The organism is Streptomyces sp. 351MFTsu5.1 (genome assembly GCF_000383655.1).
Lineage (GTDB): Bacteria > Actinomycetota > Actinomycetes > Streptomycetales > Streptomycetaceae > Streptomyces > Streptomyces griseorubiginosus.
In genome coordinates this window covers 80,103-104,529 of record NZ_KB911777.1, presented here as the reverse complement: position 1 = coordinate 104,529, position 24,427 = coordinate 80,103, and the positions used below count along the sequence as shown (strand labels likewise).

General features: G+C 73.6%; 22 protein-coding genes. 16 read left to right on the top strand and 6 right to left on the bottom strand.

Going from position 1 to position 24,427, the window contains the following annotated elements; all coding sequences use genetic code 11:
• The first annotated feature begins 14 nt into the window (after positions 1 to 14).
• The 3 genes from H295_RS0107085 to H295_RS0107075 all read left to right on the top strand — a co-directional run bounded on the left by H295_RS0107085 (position 15) and on the right by H295_RS0107075 (position 4,285).
• Entirely contained in the window at positions 15 to 1,901 is a 1,887-nt protein-coding gene (locus tag H295_RS0107085) for a glycoside hydrolase family 97 protein (protein WP_020134644.1), read from the top strand.
• A 102-nt stretch (positions 1,902 to 2,003) separates the two neighbouring features.
• A complete protein-coding gene (locus H295_RS0107080) occupies positions 2,004 to 3,275 on the top strand; it encodes a 4-hydroxybenzoate 3-monooxygenase (protein WP_267974088.1) in 1,272 nt (423 codons plus the stop codon).
• 32 nt (positions 3,276 to 3,307) lie between these two features.
• Entirely contained in the window at positions 3,308 to 4,285 is a 978-nt protein-coding gene (locus tag H295_RS0107075; RefSeq protein ID WP_028809137.1) for an expansin EXLX1 family cellulose-binding protein, read from the top strand.
• 85 nt (positions 4,286 to 4,370) lie between these two features.
• Here H295_RS0107075 and H295_RS0107070 read toward each other — a convergent pair whose 3' ends face one another.
• Together H295_RS0107070 and H295_RS0107065 are read right to left on the bottom strand one after the other, a co-directional pair.
• Entirely contained in the window at positions 4,371 to 6,194 is a 1,824-nt protein-coding gene (locus tag H295_RS0107070) for a HAMP domain-containing sensor histidine kinase (protein ID WP_020134641.1), read from the bottom strand.
• A complete protein-coding gene (locus H295_RS0107065) occupies positions 6,184 to 6,885 on the bottom strand; it encodes a response regulator transcription factor (RefSeq protein WP_028809135.1) in 702 nt (233 codons plus the stop codon). The genes H295_RS0107070 and H295_RS0107065 overlap by 11 nt, the downstream gene beginning before the upstream one ends.
• 328 nt (positions 6,886 to 7,213) lie before the next feature.
• Between H295_RS0107065 and H295_RS44695 the strand changes: the two genes are divergently transcribed.
• The 5 genes from H295_RS44695 to H295_RS0107040 all read left to right on the top strand — a co-directional run bounded on the left by H295_RS44695 (position 7,214) and on the right by H295_RS0107040 (position 11,510).
• On the top strand, positions 7,214 to 7,525 hold the full coding sequence (locus tag H295_RS44695; RefSeq protein WP_020134639.1) for a hypothetical protein: 312 nt from the start codon (positions 7,214 to 7,216) through the stop codon (positions 7,523 to 7,525).
• Complete coding sequence (locus H295_RS0107055; protein WP_043217205.1) at positions 7,512 to 8,738, top strand: hypothetical protein; 1,227 nt, start codon at positions 7,512 to 7,514, stop codon at positions 8,736 to 8,738. The genes H295_RS44695 and H295_RS0107055 overlap by 14 nt, the downstream gene beginning before the upstream one ends.
• A gap of 35 nt (positions 8,739 to 8,773) precedes the next feature.
• Entirely contained in the window at positions 8,774 to 9,445 is a 672-nt protein-coding gene (locus H295_RS0107050; protein ID WP_043217271.1) for an ABC transporter ATP-binding protein, read from the top strand.
• Entirely contained in the window at positions 9,442 to 10,674 is a 1,233-nt protein-coding gene (locus H295_RS0107045) for an ABC transporter permease (RefSeq protein ID WP_020134636.1), read from the top strand. The genes H295_RS0107050 and H295_RS0107045 overlap by 4 nt, the downstream gene beginning before the upstream one ends.
• A 128-nt stretch (positions 10,675 to 10,802) precedes the next feature.
• On the top strand, positions 10,803 to 11,510 hold the full coding sequence (locus tag H295_RS0107040; RefSeq protein WP_020134635.1) for a 2-phosphosulfolactate phosphatase: 708 nt from the start codon (positions 10,803 to 10,805) through the stop codon (positions 11,508 to 11,510).
• A 127-nt stretch (positions 11,511 to 11,637) separates the two neighbouring features.
• On the opposite strand, the gene H295_RS42865 is transcribed toward H295_RS0107040, so the two are convergent.
• Positions 11,638 to 13,680: a hypothetical protein gene (locus H295_RS42865; RefSeq protein WP_020134633.1), complete on the bottom strand. Its 2,043-nt coding sequence runs from the start codon at positions 13,678 to 13,680 to the stop codon at positions 11,638 to 11,640.
• Between the two features lie 120 nt (positions 13,681 to 13,800).
• On the bottom strand, positions 13,801 to 14,139 hold the full coding sequence (locus tag H295_RS0107025) for a hypothetical protein (RefSeq protein WP_020134632.1): 339 nt from the start codon (positions 14,137 to 14,139) through the stop codon (positions 13,801 to 13,803).
• 349 nt (positions 14,140 to 14,488) lie between these two features.
• On the opposite strand from H295_RS0107025, the gene H295_RS0107020 reads away from it, so the two are divergent.
• Positions 14,489 to 15,994 carry a cryptochrome/photolyase family protein gene (locus tag H295_RS0107020; protein WP_020134631.1) on the top strand — a complete coding sequence of 502 codons (1,506 nt, stop codon included), beginning with the start codon at positions 14,489 to 14,491 and terminating at the stop codon, positions 15,992 to 15,994.
• A 36-nt stretch (positions 15,995 to 16,030) separates the two neighbouring features.
• Here H295_RS0107020 and H295_RS0107015 read toward each other — a convergent pair whose 3' ends face one another.
• Positions 16,031 to 16,489, bottom strand: coding sequence for an SRPBCC family protein (locus tag H295_RS0107015; RefSeq protein WP_020134630.1), 459 nt, complete (start codon positions 16,487 to 16,489; stop codon positions 16,031 to 16,033).
• Positions 16,490 to 16,668: 179 nt separating this feature from the next.
• Here H295_RS0107015 and H295_RS0107010 point away from each other — a divergent pair, with 179 nt between their 5' ends.
• From H295_RS0107010 to H295_RS0106995, 4 genes are read left to right on the top strand one after another with little or no spacing between them, the layout of a single operon-like run.
• Positions 16,669 to 17,181 carry an SRPBCC family protein gene (locus H295_RS0107010; RefSeq protein ID WP_043217202.1) on the top strand — a complete coding sequence of 171 codons (513 nt, stop codon included), beginning with the start codon at positions 16,669 to 16,671 and terminating at the stop codon, positions 17,179 to 17,181.
• A complete protein-coding gene (locus H295_RS0107005) occupies positions 17,174 to 18,793 on the top strand; it encodes a phytoene desaturase family protein (protein WP_020134628.1) in 1,620 nt (539 codons plus the stop codon). Before H295_RS0107010 ends, H295_RS0107005 begins: the two co-directional genes overlap by 8 nt.
• 48 nt (positions 18,794 to 18,841) lie before the next feature.
• Positions 18,842 to 19,303 (top strand): hypothetical protein, encoded by a 462-nt coding sequence (locus tag H295_RS0107000; RefSeq protein WP_020134627.1) that lies wholly within the window; start codon positions 18,842 to 18,844, stop codon positions 19,301 to 19,303.
• Positions 19,304 to 19,349: 46 nt separating this feature from the next.
• Positions 19,350 to 20,228 carry an SDR family oxidoreductase gene (locus tag H295_RS0106995; protein ID WP_020134626.1) on the top strand — a complete coding sequence of 293 codons (879 nt, stop codon included), beginning with the start codon at positions 19,350 to 19,352 and terminating at the stop codon, positions 20,226 to 20,228.
• Positions 20,229 to 20,379: 151 nt separating this feature from the next.
• On the opposite strand, the gene H295_RS0106990 is transcribed toward H295_RS0106995, so the two are convergent.
• Positions 20,380 to 21,300: a hypothetical protein gene (locus H295_RS0106990; RefSeq protein ID WP_020134625.1), complete on the bottom strand. Its 921-nt coding sequence runs from the start codon at positions 21,298 to 21,300 to the stop codon at positions 20,380 to 20,382.
• Positions 21,301 to 21,654: 354 nt separating this feature from the next.
• On the opposite strand from H295_RS0106990, the gene denD reads away from it, so the two are divergent.
• The 3 genes from denD to H295_RS0106975 all read left to right on the top strand — a co-directional run bounded on the left by denD (position 21,655) and on the right by H295_RS0106975 (position 24,416).
• Positions 21,655 to 22,647 carry a D-erythronate dehydrogenase gene (denD, locus tag H295_RS0106985; protein WP_020134624.1) on the top strand — a complete coding sequence of 331 codons (993 nt, stop codon included), beginning with the start codon at positions 21,655 to 21,657 and terminating at the stop codon, positions 22,645 to 22,647.
• Between the two features lie 132 nt (positions 22,648 to 22,779).
• On the top strand, positions 22,780 to 23,715 hold the full coding sequence (locus H295_RS0106980) for a hypothetical protein (protein ID WP_020134623.1): 936 nt from the start codon (positions 22,780 to 22,782) through the stop codon (positions 23,713 to 23,715).
• Positions 23,716 to 23,834: 119 nt separating this feature from the next.
• Positions 23,835 to 24,416, top strand: a complete 582-nt coding sequence (locus tag H295_RS0106975; RefSeq protein ID WP_020134622.1) for a DUF4383 domain-containing protein — start codon at positions 23,835 to 23,837, stop codon at positions 24,414 to 24,416.
• The last annotated feature ends 11 nt before the right edge of the window (positions 24,417 to 24,427 follow it).

The window sequence follows — 24,427 nt, the reverse complement described above, 5'->3', positions numbered from 1 at the left end:
CTCGGAGGACATCGATGTCAGTTCCGATCAGAACGGCGGTCGCCGCACTCTGTGCCTCGCTGGCGGCCGCGCTCCTCAGTACCGCACCCGCCCAGGCCCAACAGCACGACCGGACATGGTCGTTGTCCGCGGGAGCACACGCGCCGCGCGCCGAGGTCGGCCTCGACGACACCACCGGCCGGCTGACGCTCGCCGTGTCCCGCGACGGCCGTACGGTCATCGAGCCGTCACCCCTCGGCCTCGTCACCGAACAGGCCGACCTGTCCAAGGACTTGCGCTTCCTGCACCGCAAGAGCCGTACCGTCGAAGAGCGTTACCGCACCAAGTCCGGCAAGCGCCTGGACCGGCGGGTCCGGATGAACGAGACCCGACTGTCCTTCGCCGGCGCCGCGGGCGCCCGGCTCGACCTCGTGGTCCGCGCCGCCGCGGACGGCATCGCCTACCGGTACGTCCTGCCCGCCGGGTCCGGTGACGTGCTCGGGGAGGCGTCCGCCTTCACCCTCCCGGCGGACGCGAAAGCATGGCTCGGCGCCTACCGGGTGGACAACGAGGGCCAGTTCGCCCAGTACACCGCCGCGAGCGCACCCACCGGCGAGTACTCCGACCAGGCCCTCTTCTCGACCGACGGCGGGTACACGCTGCTCGCCGAGTCCGATCTCACCGGCGGCTACTCGGGTGCCCGGCTCGCCCATGACCAGGGCACCGGCACCTACCGCGTCAAGCTCGCCGACGAACGGGTCGCTTCCACCGGCCCGTTGGCCACCCCGTGGCGCGCGATGGTCACCGGCGACCTGGCCACCGTCACCCGCTCCACCTTCACCGACGACCTCGCCCCCGCCTCCAAGGTGCGCGACACCTCCTGGATCAGGCCCGGCACCGTCCTGTGGACGTGGCTCGCGGGCGGCAGGGAGGCGGGGCAGAGCCTCGCCGCGCAGAAGGCCTACGTCGACCACGCCGCCGAACGCGGCTGGCCCTACGAGGCGGTCGACGCCGGCTGGTACTACCGGCAGGAATGGGACGTCACCGACCCCGACTGGCAGACCGACAGCTGGATGCCGGAACTCGTCCGGTACGCCCGCGCCAAGGGCGTCGGCATCATCGTCTGGATCCACCAGCGCGACCTCGACACCCCCGAGGAACGCGCCCAGTGGCTGCCCACCCTGGAGCAGTGGGGCGTGAAGGGCGTCAAGATCGACTTCATGAACTCCGAGGCGCAGCCCATGCTCCGGTGGTATGACACCATCCTCGCGGAGACGGCCGCCCACCACCTCATGGTCGACTTCCACGGCTCGACGATCCCCAAGGGCATCCAGCGCACCTGGCCGCAGGTCATGACCCTGGAAGGGGTCGCGGGCGAGGAGAAGCGCACCAACACCGCCGCCCACCTCACCACCCTGCCCTTCACCCGCAACGTCATCGGCTCCATGGACTTCACCCCCGGCGCCTTCCAGCGGGTCGGACTGCGCCCCAACTCCGACGCGGCCGAGGTCGGCCTCACCGTCGCCTACGAGTCGGGCCTCCAGATGTTCGCGGGCACCCCCGAGTCGTACGAGGCAAGGCCGCTCGCCCGGGCCTACCTCGACCAGGTCCCGGCGGCCTGGGACGACACCCGGCTGCTCGCCGGCACACCCGGCCAGGAGGCCGTGCTGGCCCGCCGCAGCGGTGACCGATGGTTCCTCGGCGGCCTCTACGCGGGAGCCGCCCGCACGGCCCAGGTGCCGCTGTCGCTCGGTCCGGGCCGGTGGCTGGTGGAGACGATCCGGGACGGCGCCGACGGCCTCGTCCAGAACAGGCAGGTCCTGCGCGGCGACGACACCCTCACCGTCGACGTCGTCGCGAACGGCGGCTTCGCCGGGCTCGCCTGCCCGTGGCGGCCGGGCCTCACCACCTGCCACCGCTGAGCGCGCGGTCGTTCCGGGAGCCGTATCCGATCGGCGAGAGGTTGATCGGATACGGCTCGGACGGCCGGCGTCCTCGCTAGGCTGGCTTCCGGAGGTGCCCAAGTGGCCGGAGAAGCAAGCCAGTTGCAGGATGCTCCCGAACCGGTGACCGTATCGACGACGGTCGTGGTGATCGGCGCGGGTCCCGCCGGGATGACCCTCGCGACCCTGCTCCAGCACAGCGGTGTCCCGTGCGTCGTCCTGGAGCGCCGCTCCCGCGACCACGTGGCACAGCGCCAACGGGCCGGCATCGTCGAGACCCGCGCGGTCCGCATGTTCGACTCGTGGGGGCTGGCCGACCGCGTCCTCGGCGGCATCCCGTACGACGGCATCCTGGAGATCCGCGTCGACGGCCGCAGCCATCTGGTCTCCGACCGCGACGGTTCGGACGGCCCGGTGGCCCGGCTGTGCCCCCAGCAGGTCCTCGTGCAGAAGCTCACCGAGACCTTCCTGGAGGGCGGCGGCGATCTGCGCTTCGAGGCCGCCGATGTCTCCCTGCACGACCTGACCGGCGACCGCGCGACCGTCCGCTACCGCACACCCGACGGCACCTCACACACCCTGACCTGCGACTTCGTCGCCGGGTGCGACGGCGACCGGGGAGTCAGCCGTACGGCCGTCCCCAACGGTGCCCTCACCGCGCACGCCTTCGACCACGGCATCGGCTGGCTCACCGTCCTGGCCGACGCACCGCCTCCCGCGCACCCCCTCCTGGCCACCGGCCCCCACGGCTTCGCCGCCCACTTCCCCCGGGGCCCGCACGCGAGCCGCTACTACCTCCAGTGCCCGCCCGACGACACCCCGGACGACTGGCCCGAGCAGCGCGTCTGGGAGGCCCTGCGCACCAGGCTCGGCGACCCCGCCCTCGGTTCCGGCCCGATCACCGACCGCGAGGTCTTCCGGCTCCGCAGCCTCGTCCACGACCCCATGCGCCACGGCCGTCTCTTCCTGGTCGGCGACGCGGCGCACATCGTGTCGCCGATGGGCGGCAAGGGCATGAACCTCGCCCTGTACGACGCCGACCTGCTCGCGCGGGCCGTGCGGGACTTCGTCCGGGACGGCGACGACACCGCGCTGGACACCTACTCGGCACGCTGTCTGCGCCGCGTCTGGAACGACCAGGAGTTCTCCCACTGGCTCACCCGGACCCTGCACGACGCCGGTGACGCCGATCCGTTCCTGCGCCACCTCGCCCGGGCCCGTCTCGACCGGCTCTTCCACTCCCCGGCTGCGGCCCGCGCCTTCGCGGAACTCATGACCGGGCTGGACCCGAACGGGGGAGCGGTCACCGTCCAGGAACCGTCCGGCGGCCTTTCCGCGCGCGGCGCCGACTGACGGATCGGCACCCCTCACACAAGGACGTGGCAGTGGCACCTCGCTCACACCGTTTCTCTTCACCAGGCGCGCGGCGCACGGTCCTCGTGTCCGCGGTCGCCGCCGCGGCCGTCGTACTCGTGGCGGCGCTGATCGTCGCGTTCGGCCCGGACCGGCACGACACGGCAGGCCCTGCCGGGGCCACGTCGGTCGCCGAGGCCCGCGCGACGCCGAACGGGACGACACCGGAGGCGACACCCACGACGGCCTCCCCGCCGGCATCCGCCTCGCCCTCGCCGTCCTCCTCGCCCTCGTCCCGCACGAGCAGCCCGGCCGCCGCGAAACGCCCGTCGTCCCGTACGCCGGCCGCCGCGACCGCCGGGCAGGCCCGGAAGGCGTCCGGTGCGGCCCCGCTCGCCGAACGCATCAAGCCCGGGGTCACCTACGACGGCGTGGCGACCTTCTACGACGTGGGCAACGGCGACGGTGCCTGTCTGTACGGGCCGACCGCCGACACCATGACCGCCGCGATGAACACCACGGACTACGAGACCTCACAGGCCTGCGGGGCGTACATCCTCGTCCGTGCCGCGGGCGGCGCCTCCGTCACCGTCAGGATCACCAACGAGTGCCCGCTGCCCTGCGCGCCCGGTCAACTGGACCTCAGCCCGCAGGCGTTCGCGAAGCTCGCCGCCCCGGTCACCGGACGCATCCCGATCACATGGAGCCTGCTGAGCCCCAGCACCTCCGACACGGTCTCGATCCGCTACAAGACCGGATCGACCCGCTACTGGTGCGGCATCCAGGCGATCGGTCACCGCAACCCGGTGGCCCGACTGGAGGTCCGGACGGGCGCCGGCTGGCAGGAGCTGCCCCGCACGGGCTACAACTACTTCCTCTCCGAGCAGGGCAGCGGGTGCGGGGGCCCGATCCGGCTCACCGACATCTACGGCGAGAGCCTGGAGATCACGGGGATCGGAGTGGAGCCGGACGTGGTGCAGCGAACCGGCGTGCAGTTCGCGCAGCACTGACGGCCGGTCCCGCCGCCTCCTCCACGCCGACGCTGTGGTCCTCTGCAGGGTGCGAACGCGAGTACTGCCTGCCGGTGTTCGCGCCCTAGCGGGGCGGCGCTTCGGCGGGGGTGGCGGGCAGGCGGAGGGTGAAGACCGTTTCCGTGCCGGGGGTGCTGGTGACCGTGACCGTGCCGCCGTGGGCCTCGGTGAGCTGGCGGACGATCGCCAGGCCCAGTCCGCTGCCGCCGGTCTGCCGGCCACGGGCCCGGTCGGCGCGCCAGAAACGGTCGAAGACGCGGGGCAGGTCGGCAGCCGCGATACCGGTGCCGGTGTCGGCGACCTCGATCACGGTCTCCGCTCCCTCGCCGCGGCAGCCGAGCGTGACGGCGCCCCCGGCAGGCGTGTGCCGGATCGCGTTGGACAGCAGGTTGCCGACCGTCTGACGCAAGCGTGCGGGATCGGCGTACAGGCTCGGGGTGTCCTCGACACGGGTGGTGAGTGTGACCCCGGCCGTCTCGGCCCGGCCCCGGTGGGCCGCGGCCACCTGGTCGAGGAGCTCCCGTGGGTTGAGGGGCTCGGCGTGCAGCCGTAGACGGCCCGCGTCGGCCTGCGCGAGGTGCTGGAGGTCGTCGACGATGTGCTGGAGCAGCAGGGCCTCCTCGAGGAGCGAGGCCACGAACACCTCGTCGGATGCGGCCAGTCCGTCCTGGGCCGCCTCCAGCCAGCCGCGGATCGTGGTGAGCGGTGTGCGCAGTTCGTGGGCGACGTCGCTGACCATCGCCTTGCGCTGTTCCTCCAGCCGTTCGCGGCGCTCGGACAGGTCGTTGAAGGCGGCGGCCAGGTGACCGATCTCGTCGTGGGTCGTCACCGGTACCCGCAGGTGCTCCTGGGTCGGGTGGCGGGCCGCGTCGGTCAGCGCGCGCAGGGGCCTGACCAGCCGGGTGCCGACGGTGACGGTGACCGCCAGGGTGAGGACGAGGACGAGCGCGGCGACACCGGCGACCTTCGCCGTGTTGGCGGACGACAGGTCGAAGCCGGGAGCCGCGGGCGATCCCGCCGCACTCGCGACGAACAGCAGCACGGGCGGCGCGACATAGGGCGCGAGCTGCTCACGACGGGCGGTGTCGACGCACCGTCGCACGGGCTCGCTGACGCTCTCGGCGGGAGCGAAGCCGAGACCGACCATGACGGGATCCCGCCCCTGGCGCTTCAGACAGCCGCCGACCAGGGCGTTGAGCCGGTCGAGCGCCCGCTTCTCGGTCCTGGTGGGAGCGTCGAGTGCGAACACGCCGCACACCTCGCCCACCTTCCGTTGGATGCCGGTGTCGCCTGTCATGACGAGGGACGGCCGGCCGCTCGCTCCTTCGGTGACCCCGGCGGAGAATCCGGTCCCGCGCAGACAGGTCCGCAACGTCCTTGCGAGGTGGCTCAGTTGCTTGCGTTCGGCGTCGGGCAGCCGGTACGGACCGACCGCGCGCGGGTCGATGCCGTCCGCCTGGACGCCGGGCAGCAGCGCCGGGTCGGCCCGCAGCGGGTCGACGAGTGCCGAGGCCCGGGTGGGCAGGTCCTGGGAAGCCGGGCCGGACACGGCAACGGGCCGCCGGTCCTGGGTGGTCAGGGTGATGTGCCGGCCGGTCCGCTCGGCCAGCCGTGCCAGTGTCGGCGCCACCGCGGACCAGTCGGTGTGAGCGGCCGCGTAGCCCATGAGGGTGTCGTAGATCCGGGCGTCGTCGGCGAGGACCTGTCCCTGTTCCCGCTGGAGGGCGCTGGTGGTGGTGCGCGCGGCGAGCCAGGCGGTGGCGGCGACCGAGCACACGGCGATGGTGATCGACGCCGCCAGCAGACGGACCAGCAGACTGCGGTGCCAGGGCAGCCGCCCGGGCCGGACCGCCGGCCCTCCGGGGCGTGCCCGTCGCTCAGCGGCCACGGGTGCCGTCGGTGAGGCGGTAGCCGACGCCGAACACCGTCTGGAGATAGACCGGCCGACGGGGGACGGGCTCGATCTTCTTGCGGAGGTTCAGGACGTGGACGTCGATGGTGCGCTCGGTGATGTACCGGTCGTCCCCGCGGGTGCTCGCCAGCAACTGGCGCCGGGTGAAGACCCGTTCCGGTTCCGCGGCCATCGTGGCGAGGACGTCGAACTCGCCCGGTGTGCAGACCACGTGCCGTCCCTCGACCTCGACCACCCGGCGGACCGGGTCCACGGCGAGGGCGCCGACCCGCAGCACCGGGTCCGCCGACGCGGTGCCGGACGCCCGGGTCCGCCGTAGCAGCGTGCGGATGCGGGCCATCAACTCGCGTGGGCTGTAGGGCTTGGTGAGGTAGTCGTCCGCGCCTAGGTCCAGGCCGAGCAGCAGGTCCTCCTCGGTGCTGCGGGCGGTCAGCATCAGCACCGGCAGATCGCTCTCGCGGCGCAGGATGCGGCACACGTCCAGACCGTCGACGACCGGCATCATCACATCGAGGACCAGCAGGTCGGGCCGGTGGCGGCGCACCTCGTCCAGCGCGGCGCGCCCGTCGTGGACGAGCAGGGCGGTGTGGCCCTCGCTCTCCAGGTAACGGCGGATCACCTCGGCCTGCCTGGGGTCGTCCTCGGCCACGAGGACACGGGCGTTCATGGGGCCAGAGTAGGGGCGACCGGATCGGACGAGACGGCTTTCTGACCGCGTCCTGACAGGATGCTCATAACTTCGGGCCAGGGTCTGCCCCCATGTCGAACCTCTTCCCACGAGCCGCGGCCCGCACCGCCCTCGGCCTGGCCTGCCTGCTCCTGCTGACCGCCTGCGCAGGCGTCGCGGAGACGACGACGCGGTCAACGACAGCGACGGCGAGGTCGCCTCGCTCACCACTCCGGCGGCGGACGGCGGTGCGGCGAGCGCGAGCGCCGACCCCGACGCGGGCCGTCCGCGGATCCGGCTGGACAGCACCAACGAGGAGACCAACCGCATGTACGACGCGTGGCTCTCCTGTCTGAAGGACCACGGGGCGGAGGAGAAGTACAAGCGCACGCCGAACGACCCCTCGGTACTGGCCTGTCGGGGGAAGGAACCGCTCAGCCCGCCGGAGCTGGACCCGGCCAAGAACCCGGACTACAGCGACGACGTGCGCGAGATGGTGAAGTGCATGAAGGGGCACGGCATCAAAGCCCTCGTCCACGAGGGCAATTGGGCCCTGGAGACCGGGGACGAGCTCAACCGCCCGCACTACGACGAGTACGAGATCGACTGCCAGGTGAAGGCGTTCGGTGAAGGCAAGTAACGACACCGGCGGCGCCCGTCGGCCGCGCGGACGGCGGTTGGCCGTCGGAGTGGTGGTGCCGGCGGTCGTCGTGGCGGGCGCGTTCACCGTGACCGCGTGGCAGGACGACGACGGCAGGGCGGACACCTCGAACGGCCACACCGTGCGGACCGCGACCGCGGTCGTGACCAGGAGCGACCTCTCCAACGCCCAGACCCTGGACGGAGTCCTCGGCTACGGCCGGGCGACCACGGTCAAGGGCGGCCGGCCCGGCCTGGTGACCTGGCTGCCGGCGACGGGGACGACAGTGCGGCGCGGCGAGGCCCTGTACCGGGTGGACAACGTCCCCGTGCCGGTCCTCTACGGCGCCACCCCGCTGTACCGGACCCTTCGAGCCAGAGGCACCACCGGCCCGGACGTACGGACGGTGGCCGACAACCTCAGGGCACTCGGGTACGACATCGGCCCACAGCCTCCGATCGGTACGTGGGTCACTCCCCGCTCGGTCACGGCCGAACCGGCGCCCACGGGACCGGCCTCGGCCGCGCCCACGACCCCGTCCGCCCCCACGCCTGCCCCAACTCCCGTCCAGGTCAAGCGCGGTGACGCCGTCCTGACCGGCTCCCTCATCGCCGCCGTCAAACGGTGGCAGACCGCCACCGGGATGCCGGCCACCGGTGTACTGGATGTCGGCGACGTGGTGGTGCAGTCCGGTGCCGTACGGGTCGACGGCGTACAGGCGCAGCTCGCCGACGCGGCCGACGGGACCCTGATGACGGTCACCTCCACCACCAAGTCCGTTGCCGTCTCCGTGGATCCGGGCGAGGCGGGCTCGATGAAGCGCGGCGACCGGGTGACCGTGACCCTGCCCGACGACTCCACGGCCCCGGGAACCATCACGGCCATCGGCGCCACCGTCCGCAGCAGCGACGCGTCGAGCGGCGACGACACCTCCGGACAGCCCCGGCTGACCGTCGCCGTCGCCCTGCGCGACACCGGGGCGGTACGGGGGCTCAACTCCGCGCCGGTGCGGGTGAGTTTCACCTCGGAGACCCACGAGAACGTCCTCACCGTGCCCATCGGCGCGCTGATGGCGCTCCACGAGGGCGGCTACGCGGTGCAGTTGCCGGGCGGCCGGCTGGTGGCGGTACGGACCGGGATGTTCTCCAGGGGCCTGGTGGAGATCAGCGGCACGGGCATTGATGCCGGCACCAGGGTGGTGACGACCTCGTGAGCGGGCACCCGGTCCTCGCGGTGCGCGGCGCGAGCATGGTCCACCCCGGCGGGGTCACGGCGCTCGACGACGTCTCGCTCACCGTCGAGCGGGGCGAACTGCTCGGCATCGTCGGCCCGTCCGGCTCCGGCAAGTCGACCCTGCTGAACATCATGGGCACGCTGGACCGGCCGACCAGCGGCACCGTGGAGATCGACGGCCAGGACGTGGCGGAACTCTCCGACCGCCGACTGTCGGCGCTGCGGGAGCGCCGACTCGGTTTCGTGTTCCAGCAGTTCCACCTCACGGACGGGCTGACCGCCGCCGAGAACGTCGCCACCGGACTGCTGTACGCCGGGGTGGCGCGCCGCAGGCGCCGCCCGCTCGCCCTGGAGGCGCTGGAGCGCGTCGGCCTCGCCCGCCGGGCCCGGCACCTGCCCCACCAGCTGTCCGGCGGCGAGCGCCAACGCGTGGCCATCGCCCGCGCCCTAGTCAACAGCCCGGTCCTGGTCCTCGCGGACGAGCCCACGGGCGCCCTCGACACCGCGAACGGCGTGGCCGTCCTGGATCTGCTGACCGCCTTGAACCGCGAGGGGACCACCATCGCGGTCGTCACCCACGACCGGGACATCGCCGCCCAACTGCCCCGCCGGGTGGAGATCAGGGACGGCCGTGTCCGCTCCGACGTCCGCATCGACGCCTACGCCCGTACGGAAAGCCGCTCATGACCCACATCTCCACGAGAACGGCCGCCCGGCGCACCGACAACAGGCCGGTACGGCTGGCGCCCCTGGACATTCTGGGCCTGGGGCTGCTGGGCATCCGGACCCGCAGGGTGCGGGCCGCCCTGTCGGCCCTCGGCATCTCGATCGGCATCGCCACCCTGATCGTCGTCACCGGGATCCCGGCGTCGAGCCAGAAGGCCCTGATGCGGGAACTCTCCGCACTGGGCACCAACATGCTCCAGGCGGTGCCCGCCCGCCAGGACCCACCGGTGCTGCTGCCCCCGGAGTCCGTGGACATGGCCCGCCGGATCGGACCGGTCACCGCGGTCAGCGCGGTCGCCAACACCCACACCGAGGTGCTCCGCAACGACCGTCAGGGCGACGCCGACTACACGGGCCTCACCGTCCTGGCCGGCAGACCGGACCTGCTGGGCGCGATCAACGCCGAGGTGGCGTCGGGCCGGTTCCTCAGCGCGGACACCCAGCGGTTCCCGACGGCCGTGCTCGGCTCGGTCGCCGCCGCACGGCTCGGCATCCCGAGGGTCGTCCCCGGGCAGAGCGCCCCGCAGATCTACATCGACCACCGCTGGTTCACGGTCATCGGCGTGCTGGAAAGGACCCCGCTGTCGCCGGACATCGACCGCTCGGTGCTGGTGGGGTGGGACGCGGCGCGCGCTCTGCTGCGGTTCGACGGCCACCCGACCGTGATCTACCTCAAGGCGAAGGAGTCGCGGATCGAGGCCGTACGGGACGTGCTGCCCGCCACCCTCAACCCCGAACTGCCCGGAGTGGTCCAGGTCAGCCGCCCGTCCGACGCGCTGGCCGCCAAGCGGGCCACCGAGTCCACGTTCTCGGCGCTGTTCCTGGGACTCGCCGGGGTCGCCCTCCTCGTCGGCGGCATCGGGGTGGCCAACACCATGGTGATCTCCGTCCTCGAACGCCGCCGGGAGATCGGCCTGCGCCGCGCGCTCGGCGCCAACCGGGGCCAGATACGGGCCCAGTTCCTCACCGAGTCGGTCGTCCTGTCCGCTCTCGGCGGCCTGACCGGCATCGCCCTGGGCGCCCTGGCCACCCTCGGCTACGCCGCCCACCAGCACTGGCCGCCGGTCGTCCCCCTCACCTCGGTGACCGGCGGGTTCGCCGGGGCGATCCTGATCGGCATGCTGGCCGGCGTCTACCCGTCCGTCCGCGCCGCCCGCCTGACACCGACGGAAGCGCTGGCGACGACCTAGGGGATGCGACGGCCCGGGGGACGGACGGGATCACCGGGCCGGGGACCAGGACCGGTGCACGCCGGGGACGTCGCCTCGGTGTGCACCGGGGCTGTCGCCGAACCCGTGCCGTACCCGATCATGGCCGCATGCGTGCTCGTTTCCTCGGGATCACCGAGCTGACCGAAGTCCCGTCGGTGGCGGTCGTGGTCGATGTCATGCGGGCCTTCACGGTGGCCGCCTGGGCGTTCGCCCAAGGGGCGGAGAGGATCGTCCTCGCCGGGTCGCTCGACGAGGCCCTCGCGCTCAAGGCCCGCCACCCGGAGTGGGTGGCGCTCAAGGACGGGCCGCCCGCGCCGGGGTTCGACGCCGTCAACTCGCCCGGCATGCTGCGGTCGACCGACCTCGCCGGGCTGACCGTCGTGCAGAAGACGACGGCGGGAACCGTCGGCGCGCTGGCCGTCCGGGAGGCGTCCCTGGTGCTGTGCGCCGGCTTCGTGGTGGCGGAGGCCACGGCGGACCTGCTGCGGGCACGGGGATGCGGCGACGTCACCTTCGTGGTCACCGGCGAGGACGGCCGGGCGGAGGAGGACCTGGCGTGTGCCCAGTACATCGCCGGACGGGCCGGTGGGGCGGGGACGGACGCGGCCGGGTTCCTCCGGCGCGCCCGTGCCTCTCGTGCCGCGGCCGAGCTGACGCAGGGTGTGCGCAAGGGAGTCCACCCCGACGACGTGGACCTCTGCCTCGAACTCGACCGGTTCTCCTTCGCCATGGTGGCGGCCGAGGAGGACGCGCTCATGGTGCTGCGTCCGTGTGCCGCCCCGTCCGCCGACAGCGAGGTGAGGCATGGCCGGTGAGGGCCCCGGCGGGTCGGCCGGATGGGCGAGGGCCCTCGCCGCGTTCGTCCTGCTCGTCCTCCTGCCCCTGGTGATCTGGTGCATGGCCTCGTTCAGGGGGTCGGGCGCGTTTCCGTGGTGAAGCGGGTCATCGCGGAGCCGGGGCGACACCGGGCAGGTCCGCCCCCGTCGACAGGGTGGCTGCGACGGTGACGCGCGGGTGCGGGGGAGCGGGCACGGCGAGCGTCCGGCCCGGCTCGCGCGCGGAGACGCTGCCGCCGATCGTGAGGGCCGTGACGGCGCGGCTGCCGGCCGCCAGCACGTACCACCTGTTCTTCGGCGACCGCCAGCCGGTGGCGGCCACAACATGCCTGCCGAACCGGCCGCAGACCGCGGTCGACCGTTCGCGGGAGACGGTCCGCGCCGGTGCGCCGGGTCGGTCCGCGGAGCCGCGCAGCGTCACCGTCACGTCGCCGGGCCCGCGCCAGGTGCTGGTGCGGGCGCACGTCCACACCGCGTGCCCGCCGCCGTCCGGGAGGTCCTGCTCGGCGAAGTCCCACGCGTGGACCGCGCTGACACTGCCGCCCCGCAGCGCCCCCAGGGAGCAGGCCTGGTGGGACCAGGCCGACAGGGCCGCCGGACCGGTGGCCTCCCTCGGCTCACGGGAGGGCGCCCCGCGTCCGGGCAGCGGGGTGTAGGTGAGGTGGACCGGTGAGAGGCCGTCCAGCCCTGCCAGCAGGAAGGCGTGGTGCTCGGCGATCCGTTCCGACGACCGCAGTTGCAGCACCGGGACGCTCGTGCAGCCGTCCGGTGCGGGCAGCGGCCGTACGGGCTGGGTGATCCCCTCGCGCGACACGCCCAGCGGACGACCCAGGACGTCGGGGCGCAGCAGGTCCCGGGTCTCGGTCTCGGCGACCCAGGGCGCGATCAGGTAGCGCACACCCGCGCTGTCCGACGTCACGGTCACGGCGGCCGCGGTGGTCACGTCCGCGTCGTCGGCCCGTGCGACGGTCAGCGACCTCGGCCCGTCCGCCGACAGGGGCTCGGTGTAGCGGGCCAGCCGCCGGCCGTCGTGGAACAGGACCACGGCCAGGCCGCCCACGTTTCCGGCGTACAGGAGCTGCGGCGCGTCGGGCGGTGCCACCGTGGGCGTGCCGCGGGTCGCGGACAGGCGGGTGTCGGGCCCCGGGCGGGTCCAGGTGCTCAGCGCCCGCCCGAGCAGGCTCTCGTCCCGGATGCGGGAGCCGCGGGCCGGCCAGGCGGTGAAGTCGACGCGGGAGGTGTTGTCCCAGAGGTCGGCCGGGGCGCGGGTGAGGTCGGCGGCCCGCAGCACGGAGCGGGTGGTCGCCGACGGCAGGGCGGTGCGCCGGGACGCGGAGTCCGGGGGTGTGTCCGTGAGCACCGCCCCCACCACCAGCAGCGCGAGCGCCGCCACCGCTCCCAGACGCACCCTGCGCCGACGGCGCAGCAGATCGGTGGGGCCGGCCCGCAGGGCACAGGCGTCGAACTCCCGCGGCACGAAGCCCTGCGGGCCCCGAGCCCCGTCGCCCTGCGCCTCCGTGCCAGGGTCACCCCGTTCGGCTGCGAACCCCGCACCCGTGTCGTGCGCCGCCGCGAACGCCTGGGCGGCGTGCAGCGCGCCGATCGGGTCGGCCACACCGGCCGCCGTCAGCACGTCGGCGACGGACTCGTCCGCCGTCCCCGGCAGCAGGCGGAGCACGAACGCGGCCCGCGCCGGGGCGGGAAGCTCCGACAGGGCCTGGGCGAAGCGCAGTTCCTCCGGGCTGCCCGAACCGGGGAACAGGCGCAGACCCACCACGAGCGGCAGGCGCGGCAGCAGGGTGCGCGGCGGCGCCAGCCGGGCCGGCCACAGAGCCGGCCGCCGCCCGAGCGCCAGGGCGTCGCGCACCACCGTCACCAGGTACGACCGCCGCAGCGCAGCCGGCTCCAGGCGGCCCTCCCGGCGCGGCAGGGGCACGCCCGGTACGACCCGCCCGGGGTGGGTGGCGGGCAGGACGCGCTGCACCACGGAGTGCGCCAGCAGGACCCGCCGGTGCCGGCCCAGGGAGGCGGGCAGCACGACGTGGGCCAGGCGGACCAGATCGCCGTACTGCCCGACGAGGGTGCTCTCGGCCTCCAGGACCGCGGCTCGGGAGTGACCGGCGGAGGGCGGGAAGGAGCGAAGGCGCATGGCGTGGCAGGCTTTCGTCGAGGGACGCGCTGGATGCACCCCGTCAAACGAGACCGTGCCCGGCAAGTCACTCGACCGGCGGTACCACCGAGCCCTGTGCGGCCACCGCTTCGCCCCGGCTCAGCCCTCCGGCAGCGGCCCCCCGCGCGCCGCCCAGGTCAGCAGGGCACGGGTGTCACGGCGGGCGGCCTCGTTCACGGCGCCGGCGTACTCGGTGCGCCCCATCCGGCGTACCAGCCGCGCCTCGCACTCGTCGCGCAGGGACGCCACCTCGGGGGTCCCCCGCTGCGGGTGCCCGACCGTCTCCCAGTACCGCAGCCGCGCGCCCACGGTGTGCGCGGCCGTCCGGTCCTCGCCCCGGTCGCACAGCGCGATGGCGAGGGCGTCCAGCGCCATGGCGATCCCGAAGGCGTCCCCGATGTGCCGCTTGGCGGCGAGGACGGCGCGGGCGTGTTCCACGGCGTCCTGGGTGCGGCCCTCCAGCAGGGAGATGAGCGCGAGTTGGTGGTAACGCCCCGCGGATCGAACGGAGTTCTGCCACCCTGCCGACGAAGGAGCTCTCTTCGTCCGGAATCGTCCTCGCCATCGGGCCATCTTCCCGTACGGACAGGACCGGTTCAGCCGATCCGCCGGGACCGTCCGCGCCACCCGCCGACGCGGTCACCCGTTCGCCGTGCATCCGGGCGGCCACCGCCCTGCGAATCCTTCGCACGGAACCACATCAGCCGCATACAACCGCACCACCTGCATCCTTCGCACACGTGAGCCCCTCGCTCACCCCACCACCGCACCGGATCCGGAGCCGAGCATGACGACCTTCCACTGGCTCTTCGGCGACCAGCTCGGGCCGCACTTCCTCACGCCCGGCCCCCACGGACCGGACCGGGACGCCCCGGTCGTGATGATCGAGGCCCGGTCGGTCTTCCGGCGCCGCCGGTTCCACCGGGCCAAGGCGCACCTGATCCTGTCCGCGATGCGGCACCGCGCCGCGGAACTCGGCGACCGGGTCCGCTACGTCAAGGCGGACACCTACCGCGAGGGCCTGCGCGAGGCGGTCGGCACCGCGCCGGTGACGGTCCACCACCCCACCTCCCGCGCCGCCCTGCGCCTGGTCGACGCGCTGGACGGCGTACGCGTCCTGCCGGCGCGCGGATTCCTCGTCCCGTACGACGACTTCCGGGACTGGGCCGAGGGACGTACCGGGCAGCGGCTGCGCCAGGAGGACTTCTACCGCTGGGTCCGGCAGGGCCACGACCTGCTCATGGACGGCGGCCGGCCCGCCGGGGGCCGCTGGAACCACGACCACGACAACCGCAGGCCCCCGCCCCGGGGCACCGGCACCCTCGGCGCCCCGGACCCCTACCGGCCTCGCGAGAGCGACGTCGACGACGAGGTGCGCCACGACCTGGACCGCTGGGAGCGCTCCGGCAAGGTCTCCTTCGTGGGGCGCGACGGGCCGCGGCTGTTTCCCGCCTCCCGCCGTGAGGCCCTGGCCGCGCTGCGACGGTTCGTGTCGCACCGGCTCGCCGGGTTCGGCCCCCACGAGGACGCCATGCTCGCCCGGGACCCGGTACTGAGCCACAGCCTGCTGTCCTCGTCCCTCAACCTCGGTCTGCTCGACCCGCTGGAGTGCGTGTCGCTCGCCGAGGACGCCTGGCGGCGCGGAGACGCACCGGTCAACAGCGTGGAGGGCTTCGTACGCCAGATCGCGGGCTGGCGCGAGTACGTGTGGCAGCTGTACTGGTACTTCGGCGAGGACTACCGGCACCGCAACGCGCTCGGGCACCGTGCGCCGCTGCCCGGGTGGTTCCTGGAGCTGGACGCGGACGCCGTCACCGCGCGCTGTCTGTCCACGGTCCTCGCCCAGGTCCGCGACACCGGCTGGACCCACCACATCCCGCGGCTGATGCTCCTGGGCAGCCACGCCCTCCAGCGCGGCTGGGACCCCGCCGCGGTGACCGACTGGTTCCACCGCTGCTTCGTCGACGGCTACGACTGGGTGATGCTGCCGAACGTCGTCGGCATGTCCCAGTACGCCGACGGCGGCCGGATGACCACCAAGCCGTACACCTCGGGCGGCGCCTACGTGAACCGGATGAGCGACTACTGCGGCCCGTGCGCGTACCGGCCCACGGAACGGACGGGAGACACCGCCTGCCCCTTCACGGCCGGCTACTGGGCCTTCCTGCACCGCCACCGCGCCCGCCTGGAGGGCAACCCGCGCATGACGCAGGCGGTGCGTGGCCTGGACCGGCTCACGGACCTCGACGCGACTCTGGAACAGCATCGCGGGCGCTCCGACGCCCCGCCCTGACGCGGCGGCGGCCGGCCGCCGGTGTCGCCGCGGTGCTCAGCCCGGCGTGATCGCCGTCTCCGCCGCCGCCTTGATCCGGGCACCGAAGGCAGGCGCGTCCTTGCGGGCCGCGGCCAGGGCCAGACCGACCAGCAGCCTGCCCACGCCGTGGCCCTCCAGGACGTTGTGGAGGCGGACACGGGTCCGGCCGTCGGGCAGGGACTCCAGGTCGTAGCCGCCCTCGCGGACCGCGACACTGTTCTTGGACACCTCGGTCCAGCGGATCCGCACCGGTTCCTCGAACTCGGTGATGCGGAACTCCCGCGCGGTCTTCATGCCGGCGTCCTTCACGGTGCTCCGGAAGACCGTGCCGACCGCGGTCGGGGTCTCCGGGATCCGCTCGATCCGCAGCACCCTGGGGCTGAACTGCGGATCGTTGCGCCCGTCGGCGAGGTAGGCGAAAACCTCCTTCGCGGGCCGGTCCACCTCCACCACCACGTCGAACCGTCCGGACATGGGAACTCCTCATCGGTCGGGCCGCGACGCGCTGCCGTGACGGCACCTGAATCTACGGGAGGGCGGCACGGCACGCGAGAGCGCAGGCGAGGCCCGGGTCGTTGGTTGGCTTCCTCCTGTTCGGGAACCCGGGGGCACGGCCGCAGGGCAACCCGCCCACGGCAGTCCGGGAGGTATCCGTGGCCCTTCGCCATCGTCTGATCCGAGTCAGCCCGAGCGCGGTGTGGGACGTCCTCGCCGACGGCCACCGCTACGCGGAGTGGGTCGTGGGGACCGCGCAGTCCGAACCGGTGCGCGGCCGGTGGCCGGAGAAGGGCGCCGCCATCCGCTTCCACGTCACGCTGGGCCCGCTGCACCTCACCAACGAGACCGTCGTACGCCACGTCGAGGAGGGCTCCCAGCTCGAACTGGAGGCCCATGCCGGAGTGCTCGGCACCGCGCGCATCGCCATCGAGCTGCGGCCCTGGGGCGACCACTGCCTGGTCATCGTCGACGAGCACCCGCTGCGGGGCGCGGGCGGCCGGCTGCACAACGTCGGGTTCGACGCGCTGATCCAGCTGCGCCACCGCGCCATGCTCGCCCGGCTGGCCAAGCTGTGCGAGAACCAGGACCGCCGCACCCACGAGGTCCCGCGACGACGGTCGCCGGTCCGGTCCGCGGCCCAGGGAGCCGAGGGAGGCGGCCGTGCCTGACGCGGTGGTGATCGGCGCCGGCCCCAACGGCCTGGTGGCCGCCAACGTGCTGGCGGACGCCGGATGGGCCGTCGAGGTACTGGAGGAACAGCCGGAACCCGGCGGCGCGGTCCGCCACGACCGCGGGGTCGATCCGGCCTTCGTCAACGACCTCTTCAGCTCCTTCTACCCGCTCGCGGCCGCCTCCCCGGTGCTGGCGTCACTGCGCCTGCACGAGCACGGACTGCGCTGGAGCCACGCCCGCAGCGTCCTCGCCCACCCCCTCACCGACGGCAGCTGCGCCCTCCTGGACCGCGACCTGGACACCACCGCCGCCTCCCTCGACGCCTTCGCGCCGGGCGACGGCGACGGATGGCGGCGACTGCACGACGTGTGGCAGCGCCTGCGCCCCGACCTCCTCGACGCGCTCTTCACCCCCTTCCCGCCGGTACACGCCACGGGCCGCCTGGCCTGGCGGCTGCGGGCCGCCGGCGGGCTGCGGATGGCCCGCACCCTGGTGCTGCCGGTACGGCGGATGGGGGAGGAGGAGTTCCGCGGACAGGGCGGCCGGCTCCTGCTGGCCGGCAACGCCCTGCACGCCGACCTCGCCCCGGAATCGGCGGGCAGCGGCGGCTTCGGCTGGCTCATGGCCATGCTGGGACAGACCTACGGCTTCCCCGTCCCCGTCGGCGGCTCCGGCGCCCTGACCGAAGCCCTCACCCGGCGTCTCGAGACGCTCGGCGGGCGGGTCCGGTGCGGTCAGCGGGTGGCGGAGGTCGTCGTGCGCGGCGGACGGGCCGTCGGAGTCCGTACGGCGGCGGGCGACGCGGTACCGGCCCGCAGGGCGGTGCTGGCGGACGTGTCGGTGCCCGCGCTGTACGGCGGCCTCGTGGACCCCGAGCACCTGCCCGCGCAGCTCCTGGACGACCTGCGCAGGTTCCAGTGGGACTTCGCCACCTTCAAGGTCGACTGGGCGCTCGACGGACCGGTGCCCTGGCAGGCCGAGGCGGCGTCCCGGGCCGGCACCGTGCACCTCGCCGACGGGGTCGACGAGCTGACGCGCTTCGCCGCGCAGATCGCCATGCGGCAGGTCCCGGACCGCCCCTTCCTGCTCTTCGGGCAGATGACCACCGCCGACACCACCCGCTCCCCGCAGGGCACCGAATCGGCCTGGGCCTACACCCACATCCCGCACGAGATCGCCGCCGACGCCGGCGACGAGGGCATCACCGGCGACTGGGACACCAAGGACCAGGAACTCATGGCGGACCGCATGGAACGGCAGGTGGAGCGGTTCGCGCCCGGCTTCCGCGCCCGGATCCGCGCCCGCCGCGTCCTCGCGCCCCCGACCCTCCAGGCCCTGGACGCCAATCTGAGCGGCGGCGCCATCAACGGCGGCACCACCGCCCTCCACCAGCAGCTCGTCTTCCGGCCCGTGCCCGGCACCGGACGTCCGGAGACCCCGGTCCCCGGCCTCTTCCTGGCGTCCTCCGGCGCCCACCCGGGCGGGGGAGTGCACGGCGCGCCGGGCGCCAACGCGGCCCGCGCCGCCCTGCACCGCCACCGGCCGCCCGGCCTCACCCGAGCCCAGCGCCTGCTCACCCGCCGCGACCGCACCGGCGACAGGCGCTGACCCCGCGACCCCGCCCCGCCGGGGCGGCCGTACCCGTCGAGGAGACCCATGAACGAGCAGACGGAGATTCCGGGCGGCCCCGACCGCGAGCACCGGCGCCCCGAGGGCGTCGACGACATCACCGTCGAGGCCCTCGGGGCGCTGTCCAAGGCGCTGGAGACGACCGAGCGGGCCAGGGGCCGCCTGTACGACTTCCACCAGCTGACCGGCACCGCGGACCTGCAACTGGACCGGGCCGTCGAGCTGTTGGAGGAGGCGGGGCATCCCGAGTGGGCGGCGAAGATCCGCTCGGAGATCCTCGGGCGCAATGTCATCCCGGGGCACTGGACGTTCCAGATCGTCGAGGCCTACAACGCCACCTACTACCGGCCCTTCCAGCGGCTGGAGACCAGCGCGGTGGACGAACTCGCCCAGGGCCGGGACCACTTGTACGAGGCGGAGATGAAGGAGGAGCGGCGCACGGCGGGCCACCCCGACCACGTCGCGCGCCTGCCGGCCCCCGAGCTGTGAGCGGCGGCAGGGCGCGACACCCTCTGCACGGAAGGACTTCGAGCCCATGAGCAGCAGCCCCTTGGCGGGCCGGACGGTGGCCGTCACCGGAGCCGCCCGCGGTCTGGGCGCGGCCATCGCCGGCGAGCTGGCCCGGCGCGGCGCCCGGGTGGCGCTGCTGGGCCACGAGAAGTCCCGGCTGGAGTCGCTCGCGGCGACACTGCCCGGGCCCGCCCTGGCGAGGGAGGCCGACGTCACCGATCCGGATGCCCTGGCCGCCGCGGCCGCCGCCGTCCGGGCCCGTCTCGGCCCCGCTTCGGCTGTGGTCGCGAACGCGGGCGTGGCCGAGGGCGGGCCTTTCCTCGATTCCTCGCCGGCCGCCTGGAGTCGTGTCGTGGACGTCAACCTCACCGGCAGCGCCCACACGGCCCGCGCCTTCCTGCCGGACCTTCTCGACACGGCCGGCTACTTCCTCCAGATCGCCTCGCTCGCGGCGATCGGCGCGGCCCCGCTGATGAGCGCCTACTGCGCCTCGAAGGCCGGGGCCGAGGCCTTCGCGCACTCCCTGCGCGCAGAAGTGGCCCACCGGGGCGTGGCCGTCGGCATCGCCTACCTCAACTGGACCGACACCGACATGATCCGCGACGCCGACCGGTACGCCGTACTGCGGGAACTGCGGGCCGCCATGCCCGGTCCGGCCCGCCGGGTGTATCCCGTCGAGACGGTCGCCGCGCGCGTGGTCGACGGCCTGGAACGCAGGCGCACGGCCGTCTACGCACCGGCCTGGCTGCGCCTGACCCAGCCGGTGCGCGCGGCACTGCCGCCGGTCGTCCTGCGCGTCGCACGCCGTGCACTGCCCCGCCTGGAGGCCGAACGGCCCGTCGAGTCCACGGGCCCCCTCGGCGCGGGCGGACAGGCCGACCTGGCACGGCGGGACCGGGAGTGAGGGACGCCGCGCGGTGCACCGGCGCCGCGTGCATGACCCGGCGCGCGCAGTACCGCCTCGACCTGGCACAAAGAGATGTCGCCCCGGACCGTCGGTCCGGGGCGACACCGTCGTACGGCTCACCGCATGCTGGCGGTGGTCGCGTTGCCCGTCAGGAGCGGCGGGTGCGGCGGGCGGCGTAGAGGGCCGCGGCACCGAGGGCGATCACCGCGGCAGCGCCGCCGGCTATCGGACCGACCGGCGCGCTGGAACCCGTCTCCGCCAGCGGAGGCTTGCTCGAGGTCGGGGACGGCGGCGTCGACTGCATCGGCGGCACGTCCGGGGTGGTGGGCGGAGTCGAGGAGGCGGGCGGCGGCGTCGAGGGAGAGGCCGGCGGCGGGGTCGTCTCGTCGGCCGGCGGCGTGGTCGCGGGCGGCGACGACGGGCTGTCCGGCGGGGTCGTCTCGGAGGACGGCGGGGGCGTGGGGGAGCTCGGCGTGTCGGGGGTGCAGGACTTGTCCCCGCCGTTCCACGCCGCGATCAGGTGGTAGGGCGTGACGACGTTGCCCGGCTGGTAGGGGGCGGGACCGTGCCCGTCCCCGGACTTGCCGTCGTAGATGACGTCGTCGCCGTACAGGTCGATCTGGCCGTAGCAGTCGGGCGACTTGACCGAGAGCTTCTGGTAGGTCTGCTTGGAGTCGTCCGAACCGGCGACATCCGCAGAGGTGAGGTAGACCGTGGCGTGGTCGACGAGGGTCTGGAGACCCGAGGTGTACCAGTTGGGGCCTTCGGTGGTGTACTCGGCCAGCGAGACCGGGTACTTGCAGCCCTCGCCGACGGACTGGCCGGGAGCCAGCCGCACCTCGACGGTGCCGGGGGCGCTGGACCACTGGTGGAAGCCGCCCTGCGAAGTCCAGTCGGCGTCGACCGGCTTTCCGGAGGCGTCGACGATGCGGTACTGGACTGTGGCGGACTGGCAGCCGCCGACGGGCGTGGCGCTCGCGGCGGTGGCCCCGAGCAGGGGGATGACGGCGGCGGCGAAAGCGGTCGCGGCGACCGTGGCCGACGTTCTGGAGCGTGAGAGGCGCGTCAAGATATGCCCTAGCGGATCGGTGAGTGTGGGAGGTGGCCGGACGCGGGCAGCCTCTGCGGGCGGCGCGCAGCAGTGCAGGCCGCGGCGAAACCGCTCGCGTCACATCGCTCACTTGAGTCACAGGTGAGCGAGCCGCATTCTTGTCGCTCCCCATAACCCCCGTCAATCTTTCACCAGTTCAGCACAGGAGCGACACAGTCGGCTTGCGTGATCTGCCCCGTTATTCACTGATCCGGCGGCCCATCTGCCCCTCGGGCCAGGTGTTTTCGCCGAGGCGCACCGGCTTGTGGCCCCGCCCCCCGGCGAGGGTATGACGACCTGGACACACACCGCCCCTGCGGAGGAGATGACCGGGTGAGGATCGTCGTGACGGGTGCGTCCGGATTTCTCGGCAGTTTGCTGGCCGACGCGCTGCTGCGGTCGGGGACCTTCGGCGGGGAGCCGATCGGCCGACTGGTCCTGGTCGACCGCGTGGCCGGGACCGGCCGTCCGCAGGGGAGCGGACCGCCCGTGCAGGAGGTGCACGGGGACCTGGTCGAACAGCTGGAGACGGTGTTCGCCGAACCCGTGGACGTGCTGTTCCACCTCGCCGCCGCGGTGTCCGCCGAGTGCGAGGCCGACTTCGACCTCGGGATGCGCGCCAACGTCGACGTCACCCGGGCGTTGCTGGACAGGGCGCGCGCCCAGTCCGGTGCGGGCGGGCCGACGGTGCGGCTGGTGTTCGCCGGCAGTATCGCGGTCTACGGCTCGCACCCTGACCTGCCCCTGCCACCTGCGGTCAGCGAGACGACGCTGCCGCTGCCGCGGTCGAGTTACGGCACCCAGAAGCTGATGTGCGAGCAGCTGATCGCGGACTGCACCCGGCGTGGCTTCGTCGACGGGCGGGTCGTGCGGCTGATGACGGTGGTGGTCCGGCCGGGCCGGCCCAACGCGGCCGCGTCCGGCTTCCTGTCCGGCATCGTCCGTGAGCCGCTGGCGGGACTGCCCGCCGTCTGCCCGGTGGATCCCGGTCTGCGGGTGGCGCTGTCCTCGCCGCGGCGCACCGTCGAGGGGATCCTCCGGGTCGCCGAGGCCGTGCGCGGGACCGGGCCCGGACGCCTGGAGGGTCCGCTGCCGGTCAACCTCCCCGCCCTGACCGTGTCGGTCGCCGACATCCTCGCCACCTTGCGCCGGGTGGCCGGTGACACGGTCGCCGACCTGGTCACCGTCGCCCCCGACCCGGCCGTCGAGGCCATCGTCGGCTCCTGGCCGGCCGACTTCGACCACCGGCGCGCCGGTGCGCTGGGCCTCGAACCCGATGCGGATTTCCTTTCCGTGCTGACGGATTACCTCGTCGATCACCCGTAATTCCGCCCGCCCCGATCCCCCGTCGGACGACTTCTCGCCGTCTGTGCATCCGGCGGGGCACGGCGACGTGAATTTCCTGCACGGTGCGCGCGACGACGCGGGCAACCGCCGCCCCCGTGTCGAGGAGGCCTCATGCGTGACGGCGCGGTACAGCAGGTGGTCCTGCCGGACAAGCCGGTCGTGGTGTTCTCGCGCGTCCGGCGGGCAGTCGGCCGCGAAGGCGCCGAGGATCCGGTGACCTGGCGCGGTCTGGGACTGGAGACCATGGCGTCGTTGCTGGTCGAGTCGGTGCGGCGGCTGGGGGACAGGTTCTTCGAGGGGGCGTGCCAGTGGCCCCGCACGCATCCGCTCAACGAACGCGACACGGCCGTGGTGCATCACCCGCTCATCGTCGTCGAGTCGACCCGTCAGCTCGCCGCCGCCCTTCAGCGCCGGCACCTGCCCGAGTGCGGCAACGCGCTGTTCGAAGCGACGTCGGTGAGTCTCGGGCTCTCCCCGGCGACGCAGCCGACGGAGCGCCGCGGCGCCACCCGGGTCCCGGCCCGGGTCGTGCTCAGCGACGTCGTGCCGCAGGCGGGAGGCCCGGCCTCGTTCCGGGTCACGGCCGAGTACCTGTACCAGGGGCAGGCCTTCGCGACCTGCGCCATGACCTTCGCCCCACCCGCCGACGGGCAGGAGTACACGACGGCCGCCGTGTCGCACCCCGGGCTGCTGCACCCCGCCGCGGCGGCGGTGGGCGCGGCGGCCGACGCGGATGTGCTGCTCGCCAGGGCCGCGCAGGGACGGCTGGTGATCGTGCCCCGCGACCCGGCCCACCCGGTTCTCCTGCCCGGTGCGCCGGACCGGCTGACGGCGCCCGCCCTGCTGGAGGCGGGACGGCAGGCGGTACTCCTGTCCTCCGGCCGGACCGCCCGCGCGGTGGTCGGGCTGCGCCTGGCCGTCCAGGCACCGGTCCCCGCCAGCGGAGCGGTCGTCGACGTGGCGCGGGACCACAGCGGGGCGCGCTTCGCCGTGACCGTCGCGGGCCGGCCGGCGGCGACGGGTGCCGTGAGTCTGCTGCGGACGTGAGACCCGCCCTGCGCACACCGCGGCGGGATGAATTTCCGGATCAACTGCAACCGCGTACCGGCGCCACGGTGAATGGAATGACGCGACCCGTTCGCGCATCGGGAAAGGAATCGATCGCCATGAAGCTGAGCGAGGAACTCCCCGTGGACCACAAACTGGCCACGGTCTACCGGTACGGCGCCGCCTTCTGCGGCCTGACCCTTCTCGTCTTCGGCGTCCTCGGGTTCGCCGACGAGCTGAGCCCGTTCAGCACCGACGGCGAGAACATCGCAGGGCTGTCGACCAACGGACTGCTGAGCCTGATCTCCGTCCTGGTGGGCCTGGCCCTCATCGCCGGCGGCATCGTCGGCGGGAACTTCGCGTCGACGCTCAACATGGTCGTCGGGACCCTGTTCCTGCTCAGCGGCTTCGCGCACATCTTCATCCTGGACAAGCCCGCGAACTTCCTGGACTTCGGCATGACCAACGTCATGTTCAGCTTCGTCATGGGGCTGATCATCCTGACGTTCGGCATGTACGGCCGCGTGTCCAGCAAGCTGCCGCACGACAACCCGTACTGGCGTCGCCGGCACGCCCGTCAGGCGGCCCGCGAATCCCTGGCCGCCCGACGCCGGCACCACGGCGCAGCACAGCCCCTGCCCCCGGTCGGCGCGGCACCGAGAGGCGCGCTCACGGCGACCGACACGTCCACCGAGCGGTGACACGAACACCC